Source organism: Salipiger sp. 1_MG-2023, assembly GCF_030547555.1.
GTDB lineage: Bacteria > Pseudomonadota > Alphaproteobacteria > Rhodobacterales > Rhodobacteraceae > Salipiger.
Genome location: NZ_JAUOQN010000032.1, coordinates 37,336 through 56,798, shown reverse-complemented (window position 1 = coordinate 56,798; position 19,463 = coordinate 37,336). Strand labels below are relative to the sequence as shown.

The window sequence follows — 19,463 nt, the reverse complement described above, 5'->3', positions numbered from 1 at the left end:
TCGACATAGGCGGCGGCGGCATCAAGCGTGGCACTCAGCGTCAGCTTGCGCTCTGCCAGGAACTCTTCGAGCTCGGCATCGACGATGGGGCATTTGCCCGCATTCACCATGTCGACCCGCTCTTGCGAGACATCGACGGCGGTGACCTCGTTGTTCTGCGCAAGCAGCACGGCATTCGACAGGCCCACGTAGCCCAGGCCGGCAACGGCGATCTTCATCTCGGTATTCCTTTTTGCGGCAACGGCCTGACACATTGCGCCCGGTGTAGAATCCTTTGGCCGAGGCCTCAAGACGCCGCTGGGCCGGGTCCCTGCAACGCGCGGTGCTCCAGAGTATTGTTAAGATTTTCGACGGATCGTCGGACCGGTAACGCCATACGGACAGGGCTTTCCTGTCCCGACCGCCGGAGGAACGATGAGCGAGAACACCCCGCAGCTGGGCCTGCCCTGTATTCAGCCCTCGCAGGCACAAAAACACGTCACCCATAACGAGGCGCTGCGCCTGCTCGACACGCTCGTGCAGATGCGCCTTGAAAGCTTCGGCGCCGTGACGCCCCCTGCCAGCCCCGTATCCGGCGAAAGCCATGCGTTGGGGACCGGCGCCACCGGCGTCTGGACCGGCCATGACAACGAGATCGCCAGCTGGGACGGCACCGCCTGGACCTTCCTTGAACCGCGCGCTGGATGGTGCGCCTTTGGCCTTGCCGAGGCCGAGATGCGCACATGGTCGGGCAGCGTCTGGAGACCGCTGGCCTCGGGGGCGAGCACGTTTTCCATGCTTGGCATCAACGCCACCGCCGATGCCACCAACCGGCTGAGCGTCAGCGCCGATGCGACGCTGCTCAACAATGCCGGCGCGGACCACCGGCTGGTGCTGAACAAGGCAGGTGGCACCGACACCGCCAGCCTGCTCTACCAGTCGGGCTGGACCGGCCACGCCGAGATGGGCCTTACCGGAGACAGCAGCTTTCACCTCAAGGTCTCCGCCGATGGCAGCGTCTGGACCGAGGCGCTGGTGATCGATGCCGCCAGCGGGCTGGCCTCGGGCGCGGCGGTGCAAAGCACGGCCACCGACATCACGCCGGGGCGGCTGGCGCGGGCCGATTACGCCTATGGGCGCGGCAACCTCGTGGGCACGGTGGCGCAATCGGGCGGCATCCCGACCGGCGCCGCGATCGAAAGCGGCGACAGCGCCAGCGGCAGCTATGTGCGCCACGCCGATGGCACGCAGATCTGCTCTGCCACGGTGTCGGTCGCGGCCTCGGGCTCCAGCACGGTGAGTTTTGCCGCCGCCTTTGCCGCCGCGCCGCGGGTGACGGTCGCGGGCAAGGGCGCCACGGCAATCATCGCCACCTCGGATGCGGCCAGCGCCAGCACGGTCGATGTCTATGCCTTCGACACCTCCGGCACCCGCATCGCCGCCTCGGTCGAGGTCATCGCGATGGGCCGCTGGTACTGAACGCGGCGGTGGGCCTCTGGCCTGCCGTCAGCCCCCGCCCGGGTTTCGGGCATGATCGAGCGGCGTGCCCAGCACCCGCTCGATCACATCGGGCTTCATCTCTTCACCCAGAAAATCGAACAGCGCCTTCAGTGTTTCGGGCGCGCTGACATAGGTGTCGTAATGGACGCGGTGGCAGACCCGGGGATGCTTTGTCGCATAGGCGGCGAACAGCTTTTCTGCGGTCTTGAGTTCCTTGCGCACCGCCTCCGGATCCATCTTTGCCCACCAGCCCGACCGGCCCACCGCCGCATGATCGCGCGTGTTGAACACAAAGCGGCTTTGCGGAAGGAACCTGCGGATAAAGTGTAGCGTCGGGGCGAACAATCCGGGGCGCAGGTGAAAGCGGATCTCCTTGAATCCCGAAACCCGCGTGCCCGGGTCAGGGTGCAGCACCTCGCGCACGAAAGTGTCGGCCAGCGCCTGCCCCCAGGCATCTGGGTCGATCTTTTCCGCGCCATAAAACGGGTCTTCTGGCGGTGTCGGCACGCCCGCCTTGCGCGCGCCGCGCATCGGCTCGGAGCTGTTCACCGCCGCCCAGCTTTGCGCCAGCGGCTGGATGGCATAGTTGTTCTCACCCCGGATCTGATAGCCGGGGATGGCGTTCAGGATGTTCTGCAGCAGCGTCGATCCCGATCGGCCATAGGTGACGATGAACACGTAGCCGCCGGGGGGATGAGAGAAATTTCCTGTCATGACGAGGGCTTGCAAAGCTGGTCAAGCAGCGCCACCGCCTGCGGATAGCCCGGCACAAGATCCGCGATGTCTTCGGATCCCTGCTTGCCGCCGCGATCGAACCAGCGCAGCGCCGCATCGTCCGGGGCCACCTCGCTGCCCATTTCGGCGGCCAGTTTGCGCGCCTCTACGGCGGAATCGACACCCGCGCCGAACAATTCCTCGAAGTGGCGGCAGCTGTGGGCGATGCCCTCCTGCGCGAGTTGTCCCTTGACCAGCGCCAGCCGCTTGCGATCCTCGGCGAGGCGGCGGCGCACGTTCAGCTCCTTGATCGGCTTGGGCGTGATGCGCCCTGCGCGGATCTCGGGATAGATGCGGCGCGCCTCGGCACCGCCCCAAGCCCCGGTCGACAGCGCCAGGAACAGCGAGCGCAGTCGCCGCGCCTCGTCGCCGCGCGTGTACAGCAGGATGGCATAGCCGCGCGCGGCGCAGGCGCGGATCAGTTCGGCGGTCAGCGCGGGCGGCACCACGTCGAAGCAATGCTTGATGTTGGGCCGCTTTGCCGGGTCATCCCCCAGCGCCTGTGCGATGCCAGCGCGCAGCGCGTCCAGATCCTGAGTATCACGAAAAGCGCGGGTGACGGGGCCGAACAGGCGGTCGATGTTGAACGGCTCGTGCTCGATGCTGGGAAAGGGCGAGATCCCGGCCAGAAACGTGGTCAGCGATGTGCCTCCGGTGCGGCGCAGCGTCAGGATGAGCCAGGGTTTCTGCGGCATGGGATGTCCTTTCGCGGGCACGGGGTCGGCTGACAGAAACCGCCCTTTTCGCGGCAGGTCAAGGCTGCGAAGGGACGGGCCGGGCAGGAAAAAGGGCCCGCAGAGCATGTCTGCGGGCCCTTTTCTGTCGTGCCGGGGCGATCAGCCGAAGATGAAATCGTCGACCGAAAGGTTGGCCAGCGCGGTGTTTTCGATGGTGATCACGTTGATGCCGTCGCCGCCGCGATCATAGATCACGTCATCGCCAACTTGGGCGGCGTTGTTCACGAACTGCGCAAAAGTCGCCACCTCGGCGCCCGCGGCAAAGTGGATCACGTCGTGCTGGGTGTTGAAGGCCGCGGTGGCGAAGTTCGAGATCGTGTCGCTGCCGAAATTGCCGTTGCCGAAGACAAAGCTGTCGGCCCCGGTTGCACCGTTCAGCACGTCGTCGCCTTCCATCCCGTTCAGCGTGTCATTGCCCGTGCCGCCGAACAGCACGTCGTTGCCGGTCGATCCGAACAGATTGTCGGCCCCGGCCTCACCATAGAGCGTGTCGTTGTCGAGGCCGCCTTTGAGCACGTCGTTGCCCACACCGCCAAACACGCTGTCGGCGCCGTCGTGGCTTTCGAGCGTGTCGTTGCCGGCGCCGCCCAGCATGCGGTCATCGCCCGCGTTGCCGAACATGCGATCGTTGCCGCCGCCGCCTTCGACGGTGTCGTTCTCGCCGCCGCCAGCAAGGATGTCGTTGTCGTTCCCGCCCATCACCACGTCGGAGCCCGCGCCGCCGAACATGCGGTCAGAGCCGATGCCGCCGTCGAGGCGGTCGTCGTTATTGCCGCCAAAGATCATGTCGTCGCCCGCATCACCGGACACCCGGTCATTACCGGTACCGCCCAGCAGCGTGTCGTCGCCGATGCCGCCGCGCAGGGTGTCATTGTCTTCGAGACCGAGCACGAAATCGTTGCCGGCGTCGCCCATCACCACGTCGCGCCCGCGATTGCCCGCCAGCAAATCGTCGCCATCGCCGCCCGAGATCGTGTCGCGCCCGGCCTGGCCCTTAATGTCGTCATTGCCGCCCCCGCCGGTGACCGAGTCATTGTCACGGCCCGCCTCGACAACGTCATTGCCGTCGCCGGCGATGATGGTGTCATCGCCCTCGTCACCGAGCAGCCGGTCGTTGCCGCCCTCGCCGAACAGCCGGTCATTGCCGATGCCGCCGTCCAGCGTATCGTTACCGGTTTCGCCGTTGAGCGTGTCATTGCCCGCATCGCCCATCAGGGTGTCGTTGCCGCCGCCGCCAAGGATGTTGTCGTTGCCGCCGCCGCCATTCACCGTGTCGGCGTAGATGCCACCGCCACCGTCCAGCGTGTCATTGCCCCAGCCACCGTCGATCAGGTCGCGGCCAAGACCGCCGACCGCGCTGTCATGGCCCGCGCCGCCGCTCAGCGTGTCTTCGCCCGACCAGCCGTAAAGCTCGTCGTTGCCGGTGCCGCCGTCGAGCACGTCATAGCCCTGACCGCCCTTGAGCGTGTCGTTGCCGCCGTCGCCATAGATGGTGTCGTCGCCGTAATCGCCGAACAGCACGTCATCGCCGTCGGCGTAGGACAGGCTTGCCGGGATGGTGATGAGATATTGCGACGCCGGATCGGAGGGATCGTAGAATTCCGGCCGGATGCGCAGGTTTTCAAGATCGAGATAACCCACGCTGTGGATTGCCGGATCGTAGGCTGCCATGGTGACGTCGTAGAACTGTGTGATCACCCATTCGCGGAATTCGTCCAGCGTGGTGGGGCTGTCGCCGCGGATCAGGTCGTTGCCGTTCGAGCCGTCGATGGCGTCATTGCCGCCCCCGCCAATCAGCGTGTCGTCGCCGAAGTCGCCGGTCATGGCATCGTTGCCCCAGCCGCCGTCGAGCCAGTCATCGCCAAAGCCGCCCAGCAGGTTGTCGCTGCCAGCCTCGCCCAGCATCATGTCGTTGCCGCGATTGCCCTCGGCCCGCTCGTCGCCGGTGCCGCCGATCACGAGGTCGGGCTTGTCGTCGCCGTGGATCTCGTCGTCGCCGTCGAGCATGATGATGATGTCACGCCCGGCGTTGCCGCCGATGTTGTTGCCCTGACCGTTGTCGAAATAGATGTCGTCACCAAACCCGAGGGTCTGGGTTGAATCGCGCAGATCGAGCTGGGTATCGAGCCTTTGCGACGAGGTGAACCAGATGTGGTCATGCCCGTCGGTCTGGCCAAGATCGAGCGCGGTGTCGTCGGCGACCACCACCTTGATACTGTCGTCGGCGGGGCTGTCGTCGATCTCATCCGGGGTGGGATCGACGATGAAATCATCGAGGAAATGCCCGGTGCCCGACTGATCTGCGCCGTCGAGGTTGAAGATTTCGAGCGTCAGGTCGGACAGCAGTGTGTCCTTGAGGATCACCGTGCCGCGCGCCGTGATCAGCTTTACGTCGGCCCCGTCCTGCATCATCTGGCTGAACAGGTATTCGGCGCTGCGATCCGCCGCGCTCATGTCGAGCTTGTCATGCGCCGGGTCGAAATCCATGATCACGTCGGTGCCGTCGGCCGGGTTGGTGATGATCTGGGTCGGCGTCGCCTCGTCGATGAACAGGTAGTCGTGGTTGCGCCCGATGACGAAGATGTCGGTGGCCTGGGGCGCGGCGATCAGGTTGCCGGTGACCATCGAATTCTGGAAATCGAAGATCCAGGCCAGCGCCGCCTGCCAGCTGGCGGTGTTGTCGGCCGCACCCGCAAGGCTGTCGAGCAGCGCGATCTGCGGGGCGAATTCCAGCGCGGAATCGCCGTAGAAGGTGTTGTTGGTGGCGCTGCCCATCAGGATGTCATGGCCTGCGCCGCCCATGATACGGGTGCCGCCGTCGATCTCGAAAGTGTCGCCGTTGCTGTCGGTGATCCGGGTGCGGGCCGTGGTGCCGTCGACAAGGTCGTTGCCCGCGCCGCCGCCGAGAAAGCCGACAAGATCGGCGCCGCGCACCACGTCATCGCCGGTGCCGCCAAAGGCGCCGGCAAAGCCCCACAGCGGGCCAGAGTCGACGGTGATGTCGGCAATGGTGAAGTCGGGACCCGCCTGGTAGACAAAGATCAGCGTGTCATCGTCGGCGCCGCCATGCAGAAAACGGTCGGGGCCGTGGTTGGCCTCGAGATAGTCGTTGCCAGTGCCGCCGAAGGCGACGTCGATGTCGTGATCGCCGAAGACGAAGTCGTCGCCGGCGCTGCCATGCACGAAATCGTCGCCCTTGTTGCCGCCGACATGGTCGTTGCCAAAGCCGCCGAAGATCACGTCGTTGCCGTCGTAACCCGAGACGATGTCGTCGCCATTGCCGCCAAAGACGGTGTCGTCGCCCTCGTTGCCGGTGACGAAATCATTGCCGCTGCCGCCGAAGATCAGATCGTTGCCAAGCCCGCCGCCGATCAGCGGATCGTCGCCCTCGCCGCCGTCGAGATGATCGTTGCCATCGCCGCCGTAAAGCTCGTCGGCGCCGGTTTCGCCAAAGACGGTGTCATTGCCCTTGCCGCCCGACAGGATGTCGTTGCCCTCGTTGCCGCGCAGCAGATCAAAGCCGTCGTTGCCATCCAGCGTGTCGTTACCAAGCCCGCCGATCAGCGTGTCGCGCCCACCTTCGTCGCCGCCCGACAGCATGTCATCACCCACGCCGCCCTCCAGCAGGTCGGAGCCCAGACCGCCGGTCAGCGTGTCGTTGCCCGCGTTGCCGATCAGCGTGTCATTGCCATCCTCGCCGTCGACGGAATCGTTGCCATCGCCGGCGGTGACGCTGTCGTTGCCCTCGTTGCCGTTGATGATGTCATCGCCGCCGCCCGCCTCGATGGTGTCATTGCCAAGCCCGCCATACAGGGCGTTGGCGGGTTCATTGGCGGTCAGAAGGTCGTTGCCATCGCCGCCATACAGCGTGTCGAGGCCGGGGCCCGCATTCAGCGTGTCGTTGCCCGCGCCGCCCGACAGGATGTCGTCGCCCTCGCCGCCCTCGAGCAGATCGAAGCCGTCGTTGCCATCCAGCGTGTCATCGCCCAGCCCGCCGATCAGCGTGTCGCGCCCGCCGCCATCGCCGCCCGACAGGAAATCGTTGCCCTCGCCGCCGTCGATGGCGTCGGTGCCAAGCCCGCCCGACAGCGTGTCGTTGCCGCCCTCGCCCAGAATGGTGTCGTCGCCATCCTCGCCGTCGACGCTGTCGTTGCCGCCGCCGGCGGTGATGCTGTCGTTGCCCTCGTTGCCGTTGATGGTGTCGTCACCGCCGTTCGAGGTGAGGGTGTCGTTGCCAAGCCCGCCGTACAGCCCGCTGCCATCGGAGCCGCCGGTGATGCTGTCGTTGCCCTCGTCGCCCAACAGCAGATCGCTGCCCAGACCCGCGAACAGTGTGTCATTGCCGGTGCCGCCGGTCAGCGTGTCATCGCCATCGCCGCCATCCAGCCGGTCGCCGAATTCGTTGCCGTCAAGGCTGTCATTGCCCGCGCCACCGATCAGCGTGTCGGACTGATCGCCCCCCGACAGCGTGTCGTTGCCAGCCCCGCCATCCAGACTATCGGTGCCGAGACCGCCGGTCAGGCTGTCATCGCCATCCTCGCCCTGCAACGTGTCATTGCCCTGCTCGCCGATCAGCGTGTCATTGCCAGCCCCGCCTTGCAGCGTGTCAGAGCCGTCGTTGCCGTTCATCATGTCGGCGCCGTCGCCGCCCTGCAGGACATCGTTTTCGGTGCCGCCATACAACGCGTCGCTGCCGCTGCCGCCGATCAGCGTATCGGCCCCGTCCGAGCCGATCAGTTCATCGTCGCCGTCCTCGCCCGACAGGCTGTCGTTGCCCGCCCCGCCGACCAGGCTGTCGTTGTCCGCGCCGCCGTCCATCACGTCGTTGCCGACGTTGCCCTGCATGTCGTCATTGCCCGCGCCGCCCTGCATCAGGTCGGCGCCGCCTTCGCCTACGAGCGTGTCGTTGCCATCGCCCCCGCTCAGGCTGTCGGCCTCGTCCGAGGCACCGCCCTGAATCGAATCGTCTCCCGCTCCGCCGTCCAGCACATCCTGCCCGGTGCCGCCCAAAAGGGTGTCATTGCCCCCAAGCCCCGTGAGCGTGTCATTGCCGGCAAACCCGGTGATGCTGTCCGCACCTTCCGTGCCAGCAAGCGCTTCTGAATTCGGGGTTCCGTTCACTACAGCCACTGATGTCTACCCTTGTCCTGAGTCTGGGAGTCGCGCGACCATGGCCGCGCCCGTCTTACCTTCTGGTTAAGACAGGCTTGTCGGCAGCGTCTCAATTCAGATGATTTTCTGTGCTCTCGCCGTTGTTTCGCCGCTTTTCCGCCCGCCTGCCGTGTCCGGAGTGGCAGGGTAACAACCTCAGGAAAGCTGTACAGACTTATATCGGATCACGACCGGTTGTCTGGCCCGGGGACAGCATCGCCCCCGCCTGCCCCGTTCCGGCCTCGCGCCTTCAGGCGGCAAAAGGGTGTCGGATGGGCCGCGCTTTGCCCGGCCCCGCCGCGCATGGCTTGACCCTTGCCCGCATTGTGCTGCACAGACGTTCAAACCTAATGCACCCCGGGGGCCCGCGCTGGCAGAGCCTTCGGCACGGCCCAGAAGAACCAGAAGAACCGGACCACATGGCAAAGACGCTCATTCTGCACATCGGTCACTACAAGACCGGAACCACCGCCCTTCAGGTCTTCTTTTCGCAAAGCGGCCGTTTCCTGAGAAACAAGGGCGTCGATTACCCCGACCTGTGGATGCACAACGCCAAGCATTCGGCCTTTGCCTTTTCGATCCTCAAGGCGGCGGGCGTCACCGGCCCGCTGATGTTCGATTACACCGATGAAACCTCGCCGCGGCAGATGTGGGGAATGTTGCTGGATCATGTGCGGCGCAGCCCGCAGGACCGGGTGCTGATCAGCTCCGAAGAGCTGATGCGCCTTGGTCAGTTTCCGAAGGCCGTCGAGATCCTCAAGGAGTTGCTGGGGCAGCGCGGCGACATCCAGATCAAGGTCGTCGCCTATCTGCGCGAACCCGGTGCGCATGTGCAAAGCTGGTACAACCAGCTGATCAAGATGAACATTCCGGTCTCGGACATGGAAACCGCCCTTGGCGGTGAAATCGAGGACGTGCATTTCGACTATCGCCGCGCGCTGCAGCCGTGGATCGACATCGCCGGCAAGGACAACGTCATCCTGCGGCCCTACCGCTTCGATCGCAACGATCCCAACGCGCTGCACCGCGATTTCCTGAAGGCGCTGGACATCGCGCTGCCGGTCGAACTGGAACGGGCCCAGAGCGATCCGAACCCGCGGCTTGACGATCGCATCGCCGAATTGCTGCGCCTGATGCAGAACCTCGGCTTCCCGCGCGCCAGCGTAAAGGCGGTGCGCAATCAGGCACTGTCCTATCTGGGGGCGCAGGACAAGCTGCGCGCCGAGCGCCTGCGCGGCATGGACGAGATCCGCGCCCAATCGAAGGACGGGCTGGACTGGCTGGCCGAACAGGCTGGCGGCAGCCTGCCGATCGACAGCTTCGCCCAGAACCTGCCCAAGGGGCGTTCGCAGGAAGAGATCGACCGCAACATCCTGATCGGGTTCGTCTTCACCGAATTCATCCAGCTGCGTCAGCGGGTGCAGAACTTCGGCATCCCCGAACTGGCAAAGCGGATCGAGGCGCTCGAGGCGCAGCTTCTCAAGAAGGAAGACTCATGAGGATTCTGTTCTACAACTGGGTCGATTATCTCGACGACGAGCGGCGCGGCGGCGGCGTGTCGATCTACCAGAAGAACGTGATCCATGCGTTGAACGGTGAAGGCGCGACCGACTGCCTGTTCCTGTCTTCGGGCATTTCCTATGACATCCTGTCGGATGTGCCGCGCTGGGAGGCGATGAAGCACGGCCCCGCCGAAGATCGCGCCCTGCGCTACGAGATCGTCAATTCCGGCGTGCTCGCCCCCGGCCATCATTCCTATGGCGATCCGCGTCAGGTCGAAGACCCGGCCACCGAAGCGGCGTTTTTCGATTTCCTGCGCGCCAAGGGCCCGTTCGACGTGGTGCATTTCAACAATCTCGAAGGGATCCCCGCCGGGGTGCTGAGGCTCAAGGAACATTTCCCCGACACAAGGGTGATCCTGTCGCTGCACAATTATTTCCCGGTCTGCCCGCAGGTGAACCTGTGGTATCAGGAAGCGGAAAACTGTCTCGATTACGATCAGGGGCGCAAATGCGTGAGCTGCCTGCCCTACCAGCATGACCAGCGGGTGATCCGGCTGGCCAATGGCGTGGCGTTCAACCTGAAAAAGGCCGGCATCCGCCCCGGCTCGCGCCTGTTCGATCGCGGCTTCGGCCCGGCGATGCGGGTGGCCAACCGCGTGGTGCGGTTCTGGTCGCGGCGCATCCGCCGCTCGCGCCCGGCCTCGATGGCAGCGCAGGTCAGCGTGCAGCGCAGCCCCGGTCAGGTGCTGGAAAAGCTCGAGGCGCGCAACCTCAAGTTCGTCAAGCGCCGCCGCGACATGGCGACCCTGATCAACACCCATTGCGACAGCGTGCTGTGCGTGTCGCACCGCGTCGGCGAGGTGGCCGCACGTTACGGCATCGCGCCCGAACTGCTGGAAACCAGCTATATCGGCACCCGCCACGCCGAGAAATTCGCCCAGACCAGCCCCGCCCAGACCCTGCTGGGCGAAGACGGCACGCTGACCATGGCGTTTCTGGGCTACATGCGCCGCGACAAGGGCTTTTACTTCCTGCTCGAGGCGCTGGAAGAGATGCCGATCGAGCTGGCCGAGCGGGTCCACCTTGTCATCGCCTCGCGCCGCGGCGATCACGAGACGATGGAGCGCGTGGTGGCGCTGTCCGAACGCTTTGCCTCGGTGCAGTATGCCGACGGCTATTCGCACGATCAGCTGGATGCGCTGCTCGAAGGCGTCGGTGTCGGGGTGATCCCGGTTCTGTGGGAAGACAACCTGCCGCAGGTCGCCATCGAGATGCACGCGCGGCACATCCCGCTGCTGACCTCGGATCTGGGCGGCGCGCAGGAGCTGGGCAACAGCCCCGAGATGCGCTTTGCCTCTGGCGACATCGACGATTTCCACGCCCGCGTGCAGGCGATGCTCGACGGCGAGATCGACCTGTCGGACTACTGGTCGCGGGCGCTGGCGCCCTATTCGATGGAAAACCATCTGGCCGAGCTTCATCAGGTCTATGCCGCGCCGGTGCGTCCCATCGGTCTGATGCCCTCGGCCCCCGGCGCCGACCCCGAGATCGGCGCGGAATTGCGCGCAAGCGTTGTAGAGGACGTGCCCGTCGGCGCCTACCGGATCGAACCGGGCGAGATCACCGAAGAGGACAAGTACTGATCGACCTCTCCAGAGCCGACATAGAAAAAGACCCGGTGCCGATCATCTTCGGCACCGGGTCTTTTCATGTCATCGCTGCGAAAGCGCTCAGGCTTTCAGAAGGCCCGCCAGATACTTGCCGTAGTCGTTCTTCTTGAACTTTTCGGCGCGCGCCGCGAGTTCTTCGCGGCTGATCCAGCCCTGATCAAAGGCGATCTCGTCCGGGCAGCCGGTCTGCAGGCCTTGGCGCTGTTCCAGCGTGCGCACGAAATTGCCCGCATCAAGCAGCGAGGCATGGGTGCCGGTATCCAGCCAGGCATAGCCACGGCCCATGCCTTTGACGTCCAGCGCGCCCTCGTGCAGGTACATCTCGAGCAGCGTGGTGATTTCCAGCTCGCCGCGCGGCGAAGGCGCGACAGTCTTGGCCCGTGCCGGTGCGGTGCCGTCGAGGAAATAGAGCCCCGTGACCGCGTAGTTCGAGGGCGGCACCTCGGGCTTTTCGATGATCGAGGTGGCCTTGCCCGCCGCGTCGAACGCCACCACGCCGTAGCGCTCGGGGTCGGCGACGCGGTAGCCGAAGACGGTGCCGCCGGAGGGCCGTGCATCCGCCTCGGCCATCAGCTCGGGCAGGCCATGACCGTAGAAGATGTTGTCGCCCAGCACCAGAGCCGAGGGCGCGCCATCCAGAAACTCCTCGGCAAGGATGAACGCCTGCGCAAGGCCATCGGGAGAAGGCTGCGCCACATAGGTCAGCGAAATACCCCACTGGCTGCCGTCACCGAGGGCGCGCTTGAACTGCTCTTGATCCTGAGGCGTGGTGATCATGCAAATCTCGCGGATTCCGGCCAGCATGAGCACCGACAGCGGGTAATAGATCATCGGCTTGTCGTAGACCGGCAGCAGCTGCTTGGACACGCCGATGGTGATCGGGTAAAGCCGGGTGCCGGAGCCACCGGCGAGGATGATGCCTTTACGATTGGTCATTGGTCTAAAAGCCTCAAGTCTCAAGAAATTGGGGAAAGGTCAGGTCTTGCGGATCGCAATGCTTGGCATAAAGCGCCATGTCATCTGCGTAAAGTTCGGCAACCCGTGCCGCCAGCGTAGCGTCGTAGAGCTGCGCATGAGAGGGCAACCGGCCGCTCCGCTTCAGGGCGGACAGCTCGTGCAGGGGGGTGTCGGCAAAGCCGCCCTCGCGGATCAGCTCGACCCGGTCGGTGCCATGACCGGTCAGGCTGCGGGCATCCTGCACGGCGAGGCCCGCTTCGTCCTGCAGCACCGGGATCGCCTCGCGGAACCGTTCCAGCGCGAAGACGCGGGAATACTGCTCGTAGACGAGGAAATCGATCTGGGGGCGCCAGTGAATATTCAGCTTCAGCAGGTTTTCCTCGTCCAGCAAGGCGATGAAGCTGCGAAAGGTCAGCCCCTCGGGCGCGAAGCCGTCGCGCATCTTGCGGTAGAGCTGCCACAGCTCGGGTGTGCGGTCGACGATCTTGTCGAGGAACACGCTGGCCAGCCGGGCATGCGGGCAGCGCAGGACGACGAAACTGTAGGGCGCGCGTACCAGCTCTGGCAGGGTCGCCGCGAAGGTGCCGTTATTGAGATGGATCCAGGTCCAGTCCTCGGGGCCTGAAATGCAGCTGTTGGCGATGGCCATGGAATAGCGCAACGTCGAACAGGCGTTCTTGGGGATGAAGCTGTAGACCGTCCCCGATTTGTAATGCACCAGCGCGTGATGCGCGGCAAAGCCATGCGCCCCGTTCTTTGGCAGGGCCACGTCATCGCCGCGCGCATATCGCAGCAGGCCGGTCATGCGCCGGCCTGATCCTTTTTCACATCCTCGAGGATCTCGCGCAGGCCCGCGCGCCAGTCGGGGCGGGCGATGCCGAAGGCGGCTTCGGTGGCGCTGTTGTCCATGCGCGAATTGGCCGGGCGCTGCGCCGGGGTGGGATAGTCGCTCGACGGGATGTCGGCGACCTCGCAGCTGATCCCGGCCTCGTCAAAGATCGCCCGGGCGAAATCCGCCCAGCTGACATCAGGGCCGCCCGAGAAATGATAGGTCCCGGACTTTTCCGGTGCCTCGCGCAGCTGGCGCGCGATGCTCAGGCAGGCATCGGCGATGTCGGCGGCGCAGGTCGGCCCGCCGATCTGGTCGGCGACGATGGTCAGCCTGTTGCGATCCGCGCCGAGCCGCAGCATGGTCAGAACGAAGTTCTTGCCATGCGAGGACACCACCCACGAGGTGCGCAGGATGGCAAAAGCGCCGCCTGCGGCGCGCACCGCCTCTTCGCCGGCCAGCTTGCTGCGCCCATAGGCGCCCAGCGGGGCGGTGGGGTGATCGGGGGCAAAGGGCGCACTGCCGCTGCCGTCAAAGACGTAATCGGTCGACACCTGCACGAAGGGGATGCCCTTGGCCGCACAGGCCGCCGCGATGGCGCCCGGGGTCGTGCCGTTGACTGTGGTGGCCAGCGCCTCTTCGTCCTCGGCCTTGTCTACTGCGGTATATGCGACGGCGTTGATCACCGCACCCGCATCAGAGGCGGCGACCAGCGCCGCGCAGGCGGCGGGATCAGAGAAATCCGCCGTCTCGCGGCCGTGCATCTCCAGAACCGCATCGCCGGCCCGGCGCTGAAGCTCCATCGCCAGCTGACCGGTTTTGCCGAAAACCAGAACCTTCATGCCGGAGCCTTCGCGGTGCCGGTGCCGAGCCGCTCGCCGACACCATAGCGCTGCTGCAGGGTGCGCCACCATGTCTGGTTGTCGAGATACCATTGCACGGTCTTCTCAAGCCCTTCCTCGACCGTGACAGAGGGACGCCAGCCCAGCTCTTCGCGGATGCGGGTGGGATCGATGGCATAGCGCGCATCATGGCCGGGCCGGTCGGTGACAAAGGTGATCTGGTCGGCGTAGCTGCCGCTGTCCTTGGGCTGCTTGGCATCAAGGATGGCACAGAGCGCTTTGACCAGTTCGAGATTGGTGCGCTCGTTCTCGCCGCCGATGTTGTAGCTGCGACCAAGCACGCCCTTTTCCACCACCAGCAGCAGTGCGTCGGCGTGATCTTCGACATAGAGCCAGTCGCGGATGTTGTCGCCCGCGCCGTAAATCGGCAGCGGCTTGCCCGCCAGCGCGTTCAGGATCACCACCGGAACCAGCTTTTCGGGGAAATGGAAGGGGCCGTAATTGTTCGAGCAGTTGGTCAGCACCACCGGCAGCCCGTAGGTCTCGTGCCAGGCGCGGACCAGATGGTCCGAACTGGCCTTGGAGGCCGAGTAGGGAGAACGCGGATCGTAGGGAGTGTCTTCGGTGAACATCACCGACGGATCTGCGGGCAGCGAGCCGAACACTTCGTCGGTCGAGATATGGTGGAAGCGGAATCCCTCGGGCTTGCCGGCCTGCATCCAGTAGGCACGGGCGGCTTCCAGCATGTTGTAGGTGCCGGTGATGTTGGTCTCGATGAAATCGCCCGGCCCGTCGATGGAGCGGTCGACATGGCTCTCGGCGGCCAGATGCATCACCGCGTCGGGCTTGTGCTTTGCGAACACCGCATCCAGCGCCGCGCGGTCGCGGATGTCGGCTTGCTCGAAGGCGTAGTTCGGACTGTCCGCCACCGAGGCGACATTGTCGAGGCAGGCGGCATAGGTCAGGGCGTCGACATTGACGACGGAGTGGCCGCGCCCGATGGCAAGGCGCACCACAGCGGATCCGATGAAGCCTGCGCCTCCGGTAACCAGCAGTTTCATATGTCAGTCCTCGTAGGTGAAGGGGCTCTGGAAATCGGCAAGCGTCTGGGCCTGCTCGTCCTTGGGCGAAATGGCAGGGGTGATCCCCTCCAGCGGCCAGTCGATGCCGCAGCTGTCCCAATGCACGGAGCCGTCGGATTCGGGCGCGTAGTGATCGGTGCATTTGTAGACGATCTCGCTGTCGGGCTCGAGCGTCATGAAACCGTGCAGGAAGCCGCCGGGAATCCACAGCTGGCGGGCATTTTCAAAGCTCAACTCGGTGCCGAACCATTGCCCGTAGGTCGGGCTCCCGATACGCACGTCGACAGCGACGTCAAAGATGCGCCCGCGCCCGCAGCGCACCAGCTTGCCCTGGGCGTTCGGCGGCGCCTGGAAATGCAGCCCGCGCACGGTGCCGACCTGGGACGACATCGAATGGTTGTCCTGGACGAATTCCGGCAGATGTACGCCCTGTGCCTCCAGCGCCTTGCGATTCCAGCTTTCGGAAAAGAACCCGCGGTGATCGCCAAACCGGGGCGGGGTGATGAGCAGGACATCCTTGAGCGGAGTCGTCGCGATCTCTAAAGGCATTAAGTTATCCAGTCTGCGTCACGTTCAGGGCCGGAATAGCATAAATCAAGGAGGGCTGCACCGAAAACTCCAGCAACGGTGGCATGATAGGGCGGAAACCTGCTGGAAGTTCAAATCCCCGCCGAGAAATACAACTGGCTCATCCGCTGAGATCCTTTGCGTGCGCCCGGCGTGTTCTGTATCAGGTCGGTCTCACTGGGCCGCTTCAGGCGCAGGCCGTCATGTACTCAGCCTGAGCCGAGTCTCTGCATGGTCCGATCGACATGCTCGTGGGACATGCCCTCACTCGGATGCCCCTGGGTTACCTCCCCACGTATCGATATCCGCGCGATGCGCGCGCCCTCCTGCTGTCCCAGAGTCAGGCCCAAAAGCCGCTCAAGCCCATGCTCGAGCGCCCCATCCGCCTGGTAGCCGCCGCGATAGCCACGCAGCTGCCGCACCAGCGGCACCAGCGGCAAGAGCGCCTGCGGGCGTATCCAGAACATGGTGCCGGCAACGAAGCCCCAGTCAGCGCTACCCTGACGCAGCCGCCGCCCCAGTCCCGCACGCTCGGCCAACGGGACGAGCTGCGTCATGCTGGCGGCGGGGGTGTTGCGCAGGCCATGCTTGTAGAAATCGGCAGCGCAGGCCATCATCAATCGGTCGTCAGCGCGAAAGAGCTCGAGAATATCACGGACGCGATCCTGTGTGCCAAGGATCGGCTGCATCAACCCGCGCCGCCAAGCGCCGCCCCAAGGTGCCACGTCGCGCTTGGTGTGGATCTTCAGCACCAGCGCATAAGGCTTCAGAGTCGATATCAGCTCGAGGAACGGGCCGATATCCGCGCCGAGATTGGGAAAGACCAGAATCCGTGCTGCCGGGTGGCGCGCGCGCAACTGAGCCAGTGCCGGGTGATCCGCTGCCAGCGAGGTGGTGACAAAAAGATCGAACGGCTCCCCCAAGCTGTCCAGATGGGCCAGGCATTCCAGACATTCCGCCAGAAGATCCGGGTGATAGACATGCAGCACCGCCGCGATCCGCCCGGCTGCGGCATCGGCCACCACCGGGGCGCGGAGCGCCAGCTCTGCCGACGCGTTCCGGACCCGCTCGATCAACTCGCGGGTCTGGGTTTTCGCGGTGCCGATGCGGTTGGTGATGCGCGCCTCGGAACCGTCGTAATAATTGACCCCGACCCAAGGCAGCCCGGTGAGCCGCGTCGTCGCGGCGATGCGCAGAATGTAATCCCAGTCCACCAGACGCTGCAATGTCTCGTCGAAGCGGTGCGCTGCCAGCGGCCCCTGCCAGCGCAGGAAAAATCCATTCAGATCTATGAAATTCCCGCGCAGACAGCTTTCGTAGTCGAAATCCGCGTAGAGTACGTATTTGCCCTGGCCCGCATCGTCCTGCACATGCACGGCGCAATACCCCGCCGAGCTACCTGAAGTCCGGGCGTGGGCGAGCATGGTCGCGAGCATCTGCGAATGCCAGGTATTGTCGGAATCGAGGAAGAACACCCAATCCCCCCGCGCCAGATCAAGCCCGGTGTTGCGGGCGCCCGACACACCCTTGCTGCGGCGGTTGGCGGTATAGATGATGCGCCTGTCCTGAAACTGCGCGACCACGGAGGCCGTATCGTCCTCACTGCCGTCGTCAACAATGATCAGCTCGAAATTGCCATGGCTTTGCCCCAACGCAGAGCTGATCGCGGCGCTGATCCGCGCCGCGCGGTTGAAGGTCGGCATGATGATCGAGACCAGGTGCCCCTGCGCCGCGGCTGGCGCTGCCAGCGCCTTCTGGGCGCGCCAGTCCCAGTCCTGACGGTGGCTCTGCAGCAGCCGATGGCAGGCATCCGTGTCTCCCGACGGCGTGGGGCGCATCAAACGCCCCTCCTGTTGGCCCGAGCGCAGGTAATGTACCAGCGGATTGATCCCGGCGGTCCGCACGTCGGGATTGGCCTCGCAGTAGGCCGACAGGCTGAACCGTGATGATGGATCGCGGCCGATCCGGTACCCGAGCCAGAGGAAGTGGGTCAGCGGATCCAGTCCTGACATGACAACATCTGGATGACGCGCAGCATACCACTCTGCATCAAACAACGCCGTGTCCCCGACCAGCCGGGCCTCGGCGGCGGAAATGGCCGGGCGGCGTCTCATTCTCCTGCGCGCTTCATCTCACCGAGTTCGTTCAGCAGCCTGTCCTTCTCCTGGCTGATCCGACGCAACCGGTCGATCTGATATGCGCGCTCGGCGTCGAATCGCCGCTCGGTCTCAAGCAGCAGGTCCGACAGGCGCAGGATTTCCTCGGACTGCTTGGCCAGCTGCGCCTCGAGCGCGCGCAGGCTCTGCCGCATGATCTCTCGTTCCTCGTCCTGCATCGGCACGATACCGCGATCCTCTGGCTGGGAGAGCATGTCGGGCTTCGCCATCAGGTCTCTCGCAGCCGCGCTTCGCCGTGCGCGGCATCGATACCGCCCAGTCGGACCTCGGCTTCGCCCAGCGACGGCACCTGCGTGGCAGTCTCTTGCTGTGCCGTGCCTGTCGAGGCCAGTTCGGCCAACTGCGCCGCCAGTTCCTCGAGCCGCCGCGTTGCCAGATCCTGCACCTCCGCCGAAGCGCCCAGTTCGTCTCTGAGCGTGGCTATAGCAGCCTCCGAGTCCCGGAGGTCCTCGGCCAGACGCCTCTCGCGGGCATTTTTTTTCGTCAAGGTTTCAGCAAGCAATCGCTCGGCGGCCTGTCGCGCTGCGTCAGCCTTCTCGATCTCCTTGCACAGCGTCGCGATCTGCTTGTCCTTCGCCGCGCGCTCTGCGTCGAGGTCAGCTTGGGCTTGCCGACGTTCCTCATCCCGGGCGGCTTCCAGCGTCACCTTCGCGGTCTGCACCTCGCCAAGACACTCCTGGGCCTTCGCCAACTCGCCGCGCAGACTTTCGAGCGCCCCGTCTCGTTCGGCGATCTTCGCGGCGCTCGCGGCCAGCTCGCTCTTCGCCATTTCTACCCGCCGCGCGGTTTCGCGGCCTCGCGTCAGTAGCCCGCCGAAGGCCGGGCCCGAAGCGTTTAACATCTCGCGGATCCTGTCCAGTCGCGGATAATCGGCGCTGTCCTCGCCCTTCCGACTCCAGCGCTCGACGATCTCCAGCGTATCGCGCATCCAGCTTGATAGTGTCGGGTTGGTCAGCGTCAGCTCCACCCGCTCCGCGTGATGTTTGAGATCCGACGTCAGGAAGTCGCCAACCTCCGCCGCTGCCAGCTCTGGCAGCCTCGGCCAGCTCAGCTTCATTGAGCGTTCGGCTTCGGTGACCACCCGGGCCCATCCCTCCAGAAGCATGGTGTAGCTGGTGAAATGCCGTGGGAGATTGCGACTGCCGTATTCGGCATCAAGCACGTGCCGCATCCACAGGAGATATGCATAGCTCGGGTCTATCCCGTCACGCTTTTGCAGCGAGCTGGCCACCTCGATCGGGTTGCGGTGGATATGAAGCGCCTTGGGGATGATTTCGGCTTCGGCCAAAAGTGCCTTCCAGAAGGGCATCAGCCGACAGATCCGCGGATCCTTCAATACGAAAAGCGGTGAGTTGCCAAATTCCTCTTGCAGCAATTCAAGCCCGCGCTCCAGAAATTCCTCCATCCGCGCCGAGGAGAACCAGCCCGGATTGATCTCGCGCCAGTCGTCCCAGCTCGATCCAGCGGAGGACAGCAGCGCCTCTTGGTATTTCCAGACCTTGTCGGATTCGAAAAAGCCCTTTGGGTTTGTCGCATGGGCCGGCATCAGCGTCGCCGGGGCATCAACGCCAAGCTTGTTCAGCACCCCCGAGAGAGCAGATGTGCCCGACCGGTGCATGCCGAGTACAAGAACGCAAGTCCGCCGGTTCTGTCTGGATTTCGTCATCGCTGGACACTCCCTTGTGACGGCCTTGCT

General features: G+C 64.8%; 14 protein-coding genes and 1 pseudogene. 3 read left to right on the top strand and 12 right to left on the bottom strand.

Features of this window, described 5'->3' with window-relative positions:
- Positions 1–218, bottom strand: a pseudogene (locus tag Q4543_RS15270) (UDP-glucose 6-dehydrogenase); the annotation flags it as partial.
- Positions 219–414: 196 nt separating this feature from the next.
- Here Q4543_RS15270 and Q4543_RS15265 point away from each other — a divergent pair.
- Entirely contained in the window at positions 415–1,458 is a 1,044-nt protein-coding gene (locus Q4543_RS15265) for a DUF2793 domain-containing protein (protein ID WP_303439475.1), read from the top strand.
- 27 nt (positions 1,459–1,485) lie between these two features.
- On the opposite strand, the gene Q4543_RS15260 is transcribed toward Q4543_RS15265, so the two are convergent.
- From Q4543_RS15260 to Q4543_RS15250, 3 genes are all read right to left on the bottom strand, one after another.
- Positions 1,486–2,193, bottom strand: coding sequence for a sulfotransferase (locus tag Q4543_RS15260; RefSeq protein ID WP_303439474.1), 708 nt, complete (start codon positions 2,191–2,193; stop codon positions 1,486–1,488).
- Positions 2,190–2,948, bottom strand: coding sequence for a hypothetical protein (locus Q4543_RS15255; protein WP_303439471.1), 759 nt, complete (start codon positions 2,946–2,948; stop codon positions 2,190–2,192). The genes Q4543_RS15260 and Q4543_RS15255 overlap by 4 nt, the downstream gene beginning before the upstream one ends.
- Before the next feature lie 141 nt (positions 2,949–3,089).
- The gene (locus Q4543_RS15250; protein ID WP_303439469.1) at positions 3,090–8,120 is read right to left on the bottom strand and encodes a hypothetical protein; all 5,031 of its coding nucleotides are present in this window, start codon (positions 8,118–8,120) and stop codon (positions 3,090–3,092) included.
- 440 nt (positions 8,121–8,560) lie between these two features.
- On the opposite strand from Q4543_RS15250, the gene Q4543_RS15245 reads away from it, so the two are divergent.
- Both Q4543_RS15245 and Q4543_RS15240 read left to right on the top strand, forming a co-directional pair.
- Positions 8,561–9,640 (top strand): sulfotransferase family protein, encoded by a 1,080-nt coding sequence (locus Q4543_RS15245; RefSeq protein WP_303439467.1) that lies wholly within the window; start codon positions 8,561–8,563, stop codon positions 9,638–9,640.
- Complete coding sequence (locus tag Q4543_RS15240) at positions 9,637–11,286, top strand: glycosyltransferase (RefSeq protein ID WP_303439465.1); 1,650 nt, start codon at positions 9,637–9,639, stop codon at positions 11,284–11,286. The genes Q4543_RS15245 and Q4543_RS15240 overlap by 4 nt, the downstream gene beginning before the upstream one ends.
- A gap of 87 nt (positions 11,287–11,373) precedes the next feature.
- Here Q4543_RS15240 and rfbA read toward each other — a convergent pair whose 3' ends face one another.
- From rfbA to Q4543_RS15200, 8 genes are all read right to left on the bottom strand, one after another.
- The gene (gene rfbA / locus Q4543_RS15235; protein WP_303439464.1) at positions 11,374–12,249 is read right to left on the bottom strand and encodes a glucose-1-phosphate thymidylyltransferase RfbA; all 876 of its coding nucleotides are present in this window, start codon (positions 12,247–12,249) and stop codon (positions 11,374–11,376) included.
- Positions 12,250–12,262: 13 nt separating this feature from the next.
- Positions 12,263–13,075, bottom strand: a complete 813-nt coding sequence (locus Q4543_RS15230; RefSeq protein WP_303439462.1) for a sulfotransferase family 2 domain-containing protein — start codon at positions 13,073–13,075, stop codon at positions 12,263–12,265.
- Positions 13,072–13,941, bottom strand: coding sequence for a dTDP-4-dehydrorhamnose reductase (gene rfbD / locus Q4543_RS15225; RefSeq protein WP_303439461.1), 870 nt, complete (start codon positions 13,939–13,941; stop codon positions 13,072–13,074). Before rfbD ends, Q4543_RS15230 begins: the two co-directional genes overlap by 4 nt.
- Positions 13,938–15,002: a dTDP-glucose 4,6-dehydratase gene (gene rfbB / locus Q4543_RS15220; protein ID WP_303439460.1), complete on the bottom strand. Its 1,065-nt coding sequence runs from the start codon at positions 15,000–15,002 to the stop codon at positions 13,938–13,940. The genes rfbD and rfbB overlap by 4 nt, the downstream gene beginning before the upstream one ends.
- 3 nt (positions 15,003–15,005) lie before the next feature.
- Positions 15,006–15,572, bottom strand: coding sequence for a dTDP-4-dehydrorhamnose 3,5-epimerase (gene rfbC / locus Q4543_RS15215; protein WP_303439458.1), 567 nt, complete (start codon positions 15,570–15,572; stop codon positions 15,006–15,008).
- Between the two features lie 227 nt (positions 15,573–15,799).
- The gene (locus Q4543_RS15210; protein WP_303439456.1) at positions 15,800–17,704 is read right to left on the bottom strand and encodes a glycosyltransferase; all 1,905 of its coding nucleotides are present in this window, start codon (positions 17,702–17,704) and stop codon (positions 15,800–15,802) included.
- On the bottom strand, positions 17,701–17,976 hold the full coding sequence (locus tag Q4543_RS15205) for a hypothetical protein (RefSeq protein ID WP_303439454.1): 276 nt from the start codon (positions 17,974–17,976) through the stop codon (positions 17,701–17,703). The genes Q4543_RS15210 and Q4543_RS15205 overlap by 4 nt, the downstream gene beginning before the upstream one ends.
- The gene (locus Q4543_RS15200) at positions 17,976–19,433 is read right to left on the bottom strand and encodes a sulfotransferase family protein (protein ID WP_303439452.1); all 1,458 of its coding nucleotides are present in this window, start codon (positions 19,431–19,433) and stop codon (positions 17,976–17,978) included. Before Q4543_RS15200 ends, Q4543_RS15205 begins: the two co-directional genes overlap by 1 nt.
- Positions 19,434–19,463 lie beyond the last annotated feature (30 nt).

Excerpts from the sequence above, each read along its gene's own strand:
- Q4543_RS15265 (WP_303439475.1), top strand. The coding sequence starts at position 415 with ATGAGCGAGAACACCCCGCAGCTGGGCCTGCCCTGTATTCAGCCCTCG.
- Q4543_RS15260 (WP_303439474.1), bottom strand. The coding sequence starts at position 2,193 with ATGACAGGAAATTTCTCTCATCCCCCCGGCGGCTACGTGTTCATCGTC.
- Q4543_RS15255 (WP_303439471.1), bottom strand. The coding sequence starts at position 2,948 with ATGCCGCAGAAACCCTGGCTCATCCTGACGCTGCGCCGCACCGGAGGC.
- Q4543_RS15245 (WP_303439467.1), top strand. The coding sequence starts at position 8,561 with ATGGCAAAGACGCTCATTCTGCACATCGGTCACTACAAGACCGGAACC.
- Q4543_RS15240 (WP_303439465.1), top strand. The coding sequence starts at position 9,637 with ATGAGGATTCTGTTCTACAACTGGGTCGATTATCTCGACGACGAGCGG.
- rfbA (WP_303439464.1), bottom strand. The coding sequence starts at position 12,249 with ATGACCAATCGTAAAGGCATCATCCTCGCCGGTGGCTCCGGCACCCGG.
- Q4543_RS15230 (WP_303439462.1), bottom strand. The coding sequence starts at position 13,075 with ATGACCGGCCTGCTGCGATATGCGCGCGGCGATGACGTGGCCCTGCCA.
- rfbD (WP_303439461.1), bottom strand. The coding sequence starts at position 13,941 with ATGAAGGTTCTGGTTTTCGGCAAAACCGGTCAGCTGGCGATGGAGCTT.
- rfbB (WP_303439460.1), bottom strand. The coding sequence starts at position 15,002 with ATGAAACTGCTGGTTACCGGAGGCGCAGGCTTCATCGGATCCGCTGTG.
- rfbC (WP_303439458.1), bottom strand. The coding sequence starts at position 15,572 with ATGCCTTTAGAGATCGCGACGACTCCGCTCAAGGATGTCCTGCTCATC.
- Q4543_RS15210 (WP_303439456.1), bottom strand. The coding sequence starts at position 17,704 with ATGAGACGCCGCCCGGCCATTTCCGCCGCCGAGGCCCGGCTGGTCGGG.
- Q4543_RS15205 (WP_303439454.1), bottom strand. The coding sequence starts at position 17,976 with ATGGCGAAGCCCGACATGCTCTCCCAGCCAGAGGATCGCGGTATCGTG.
- Q4543_RS15200 (WP_303439452.1), bottom strand. The coding sequence starts at position 19,433 with ATGACGAAATCCAGACAGAACCGGCGGACTTGCGTTCTTGTACTCGGC.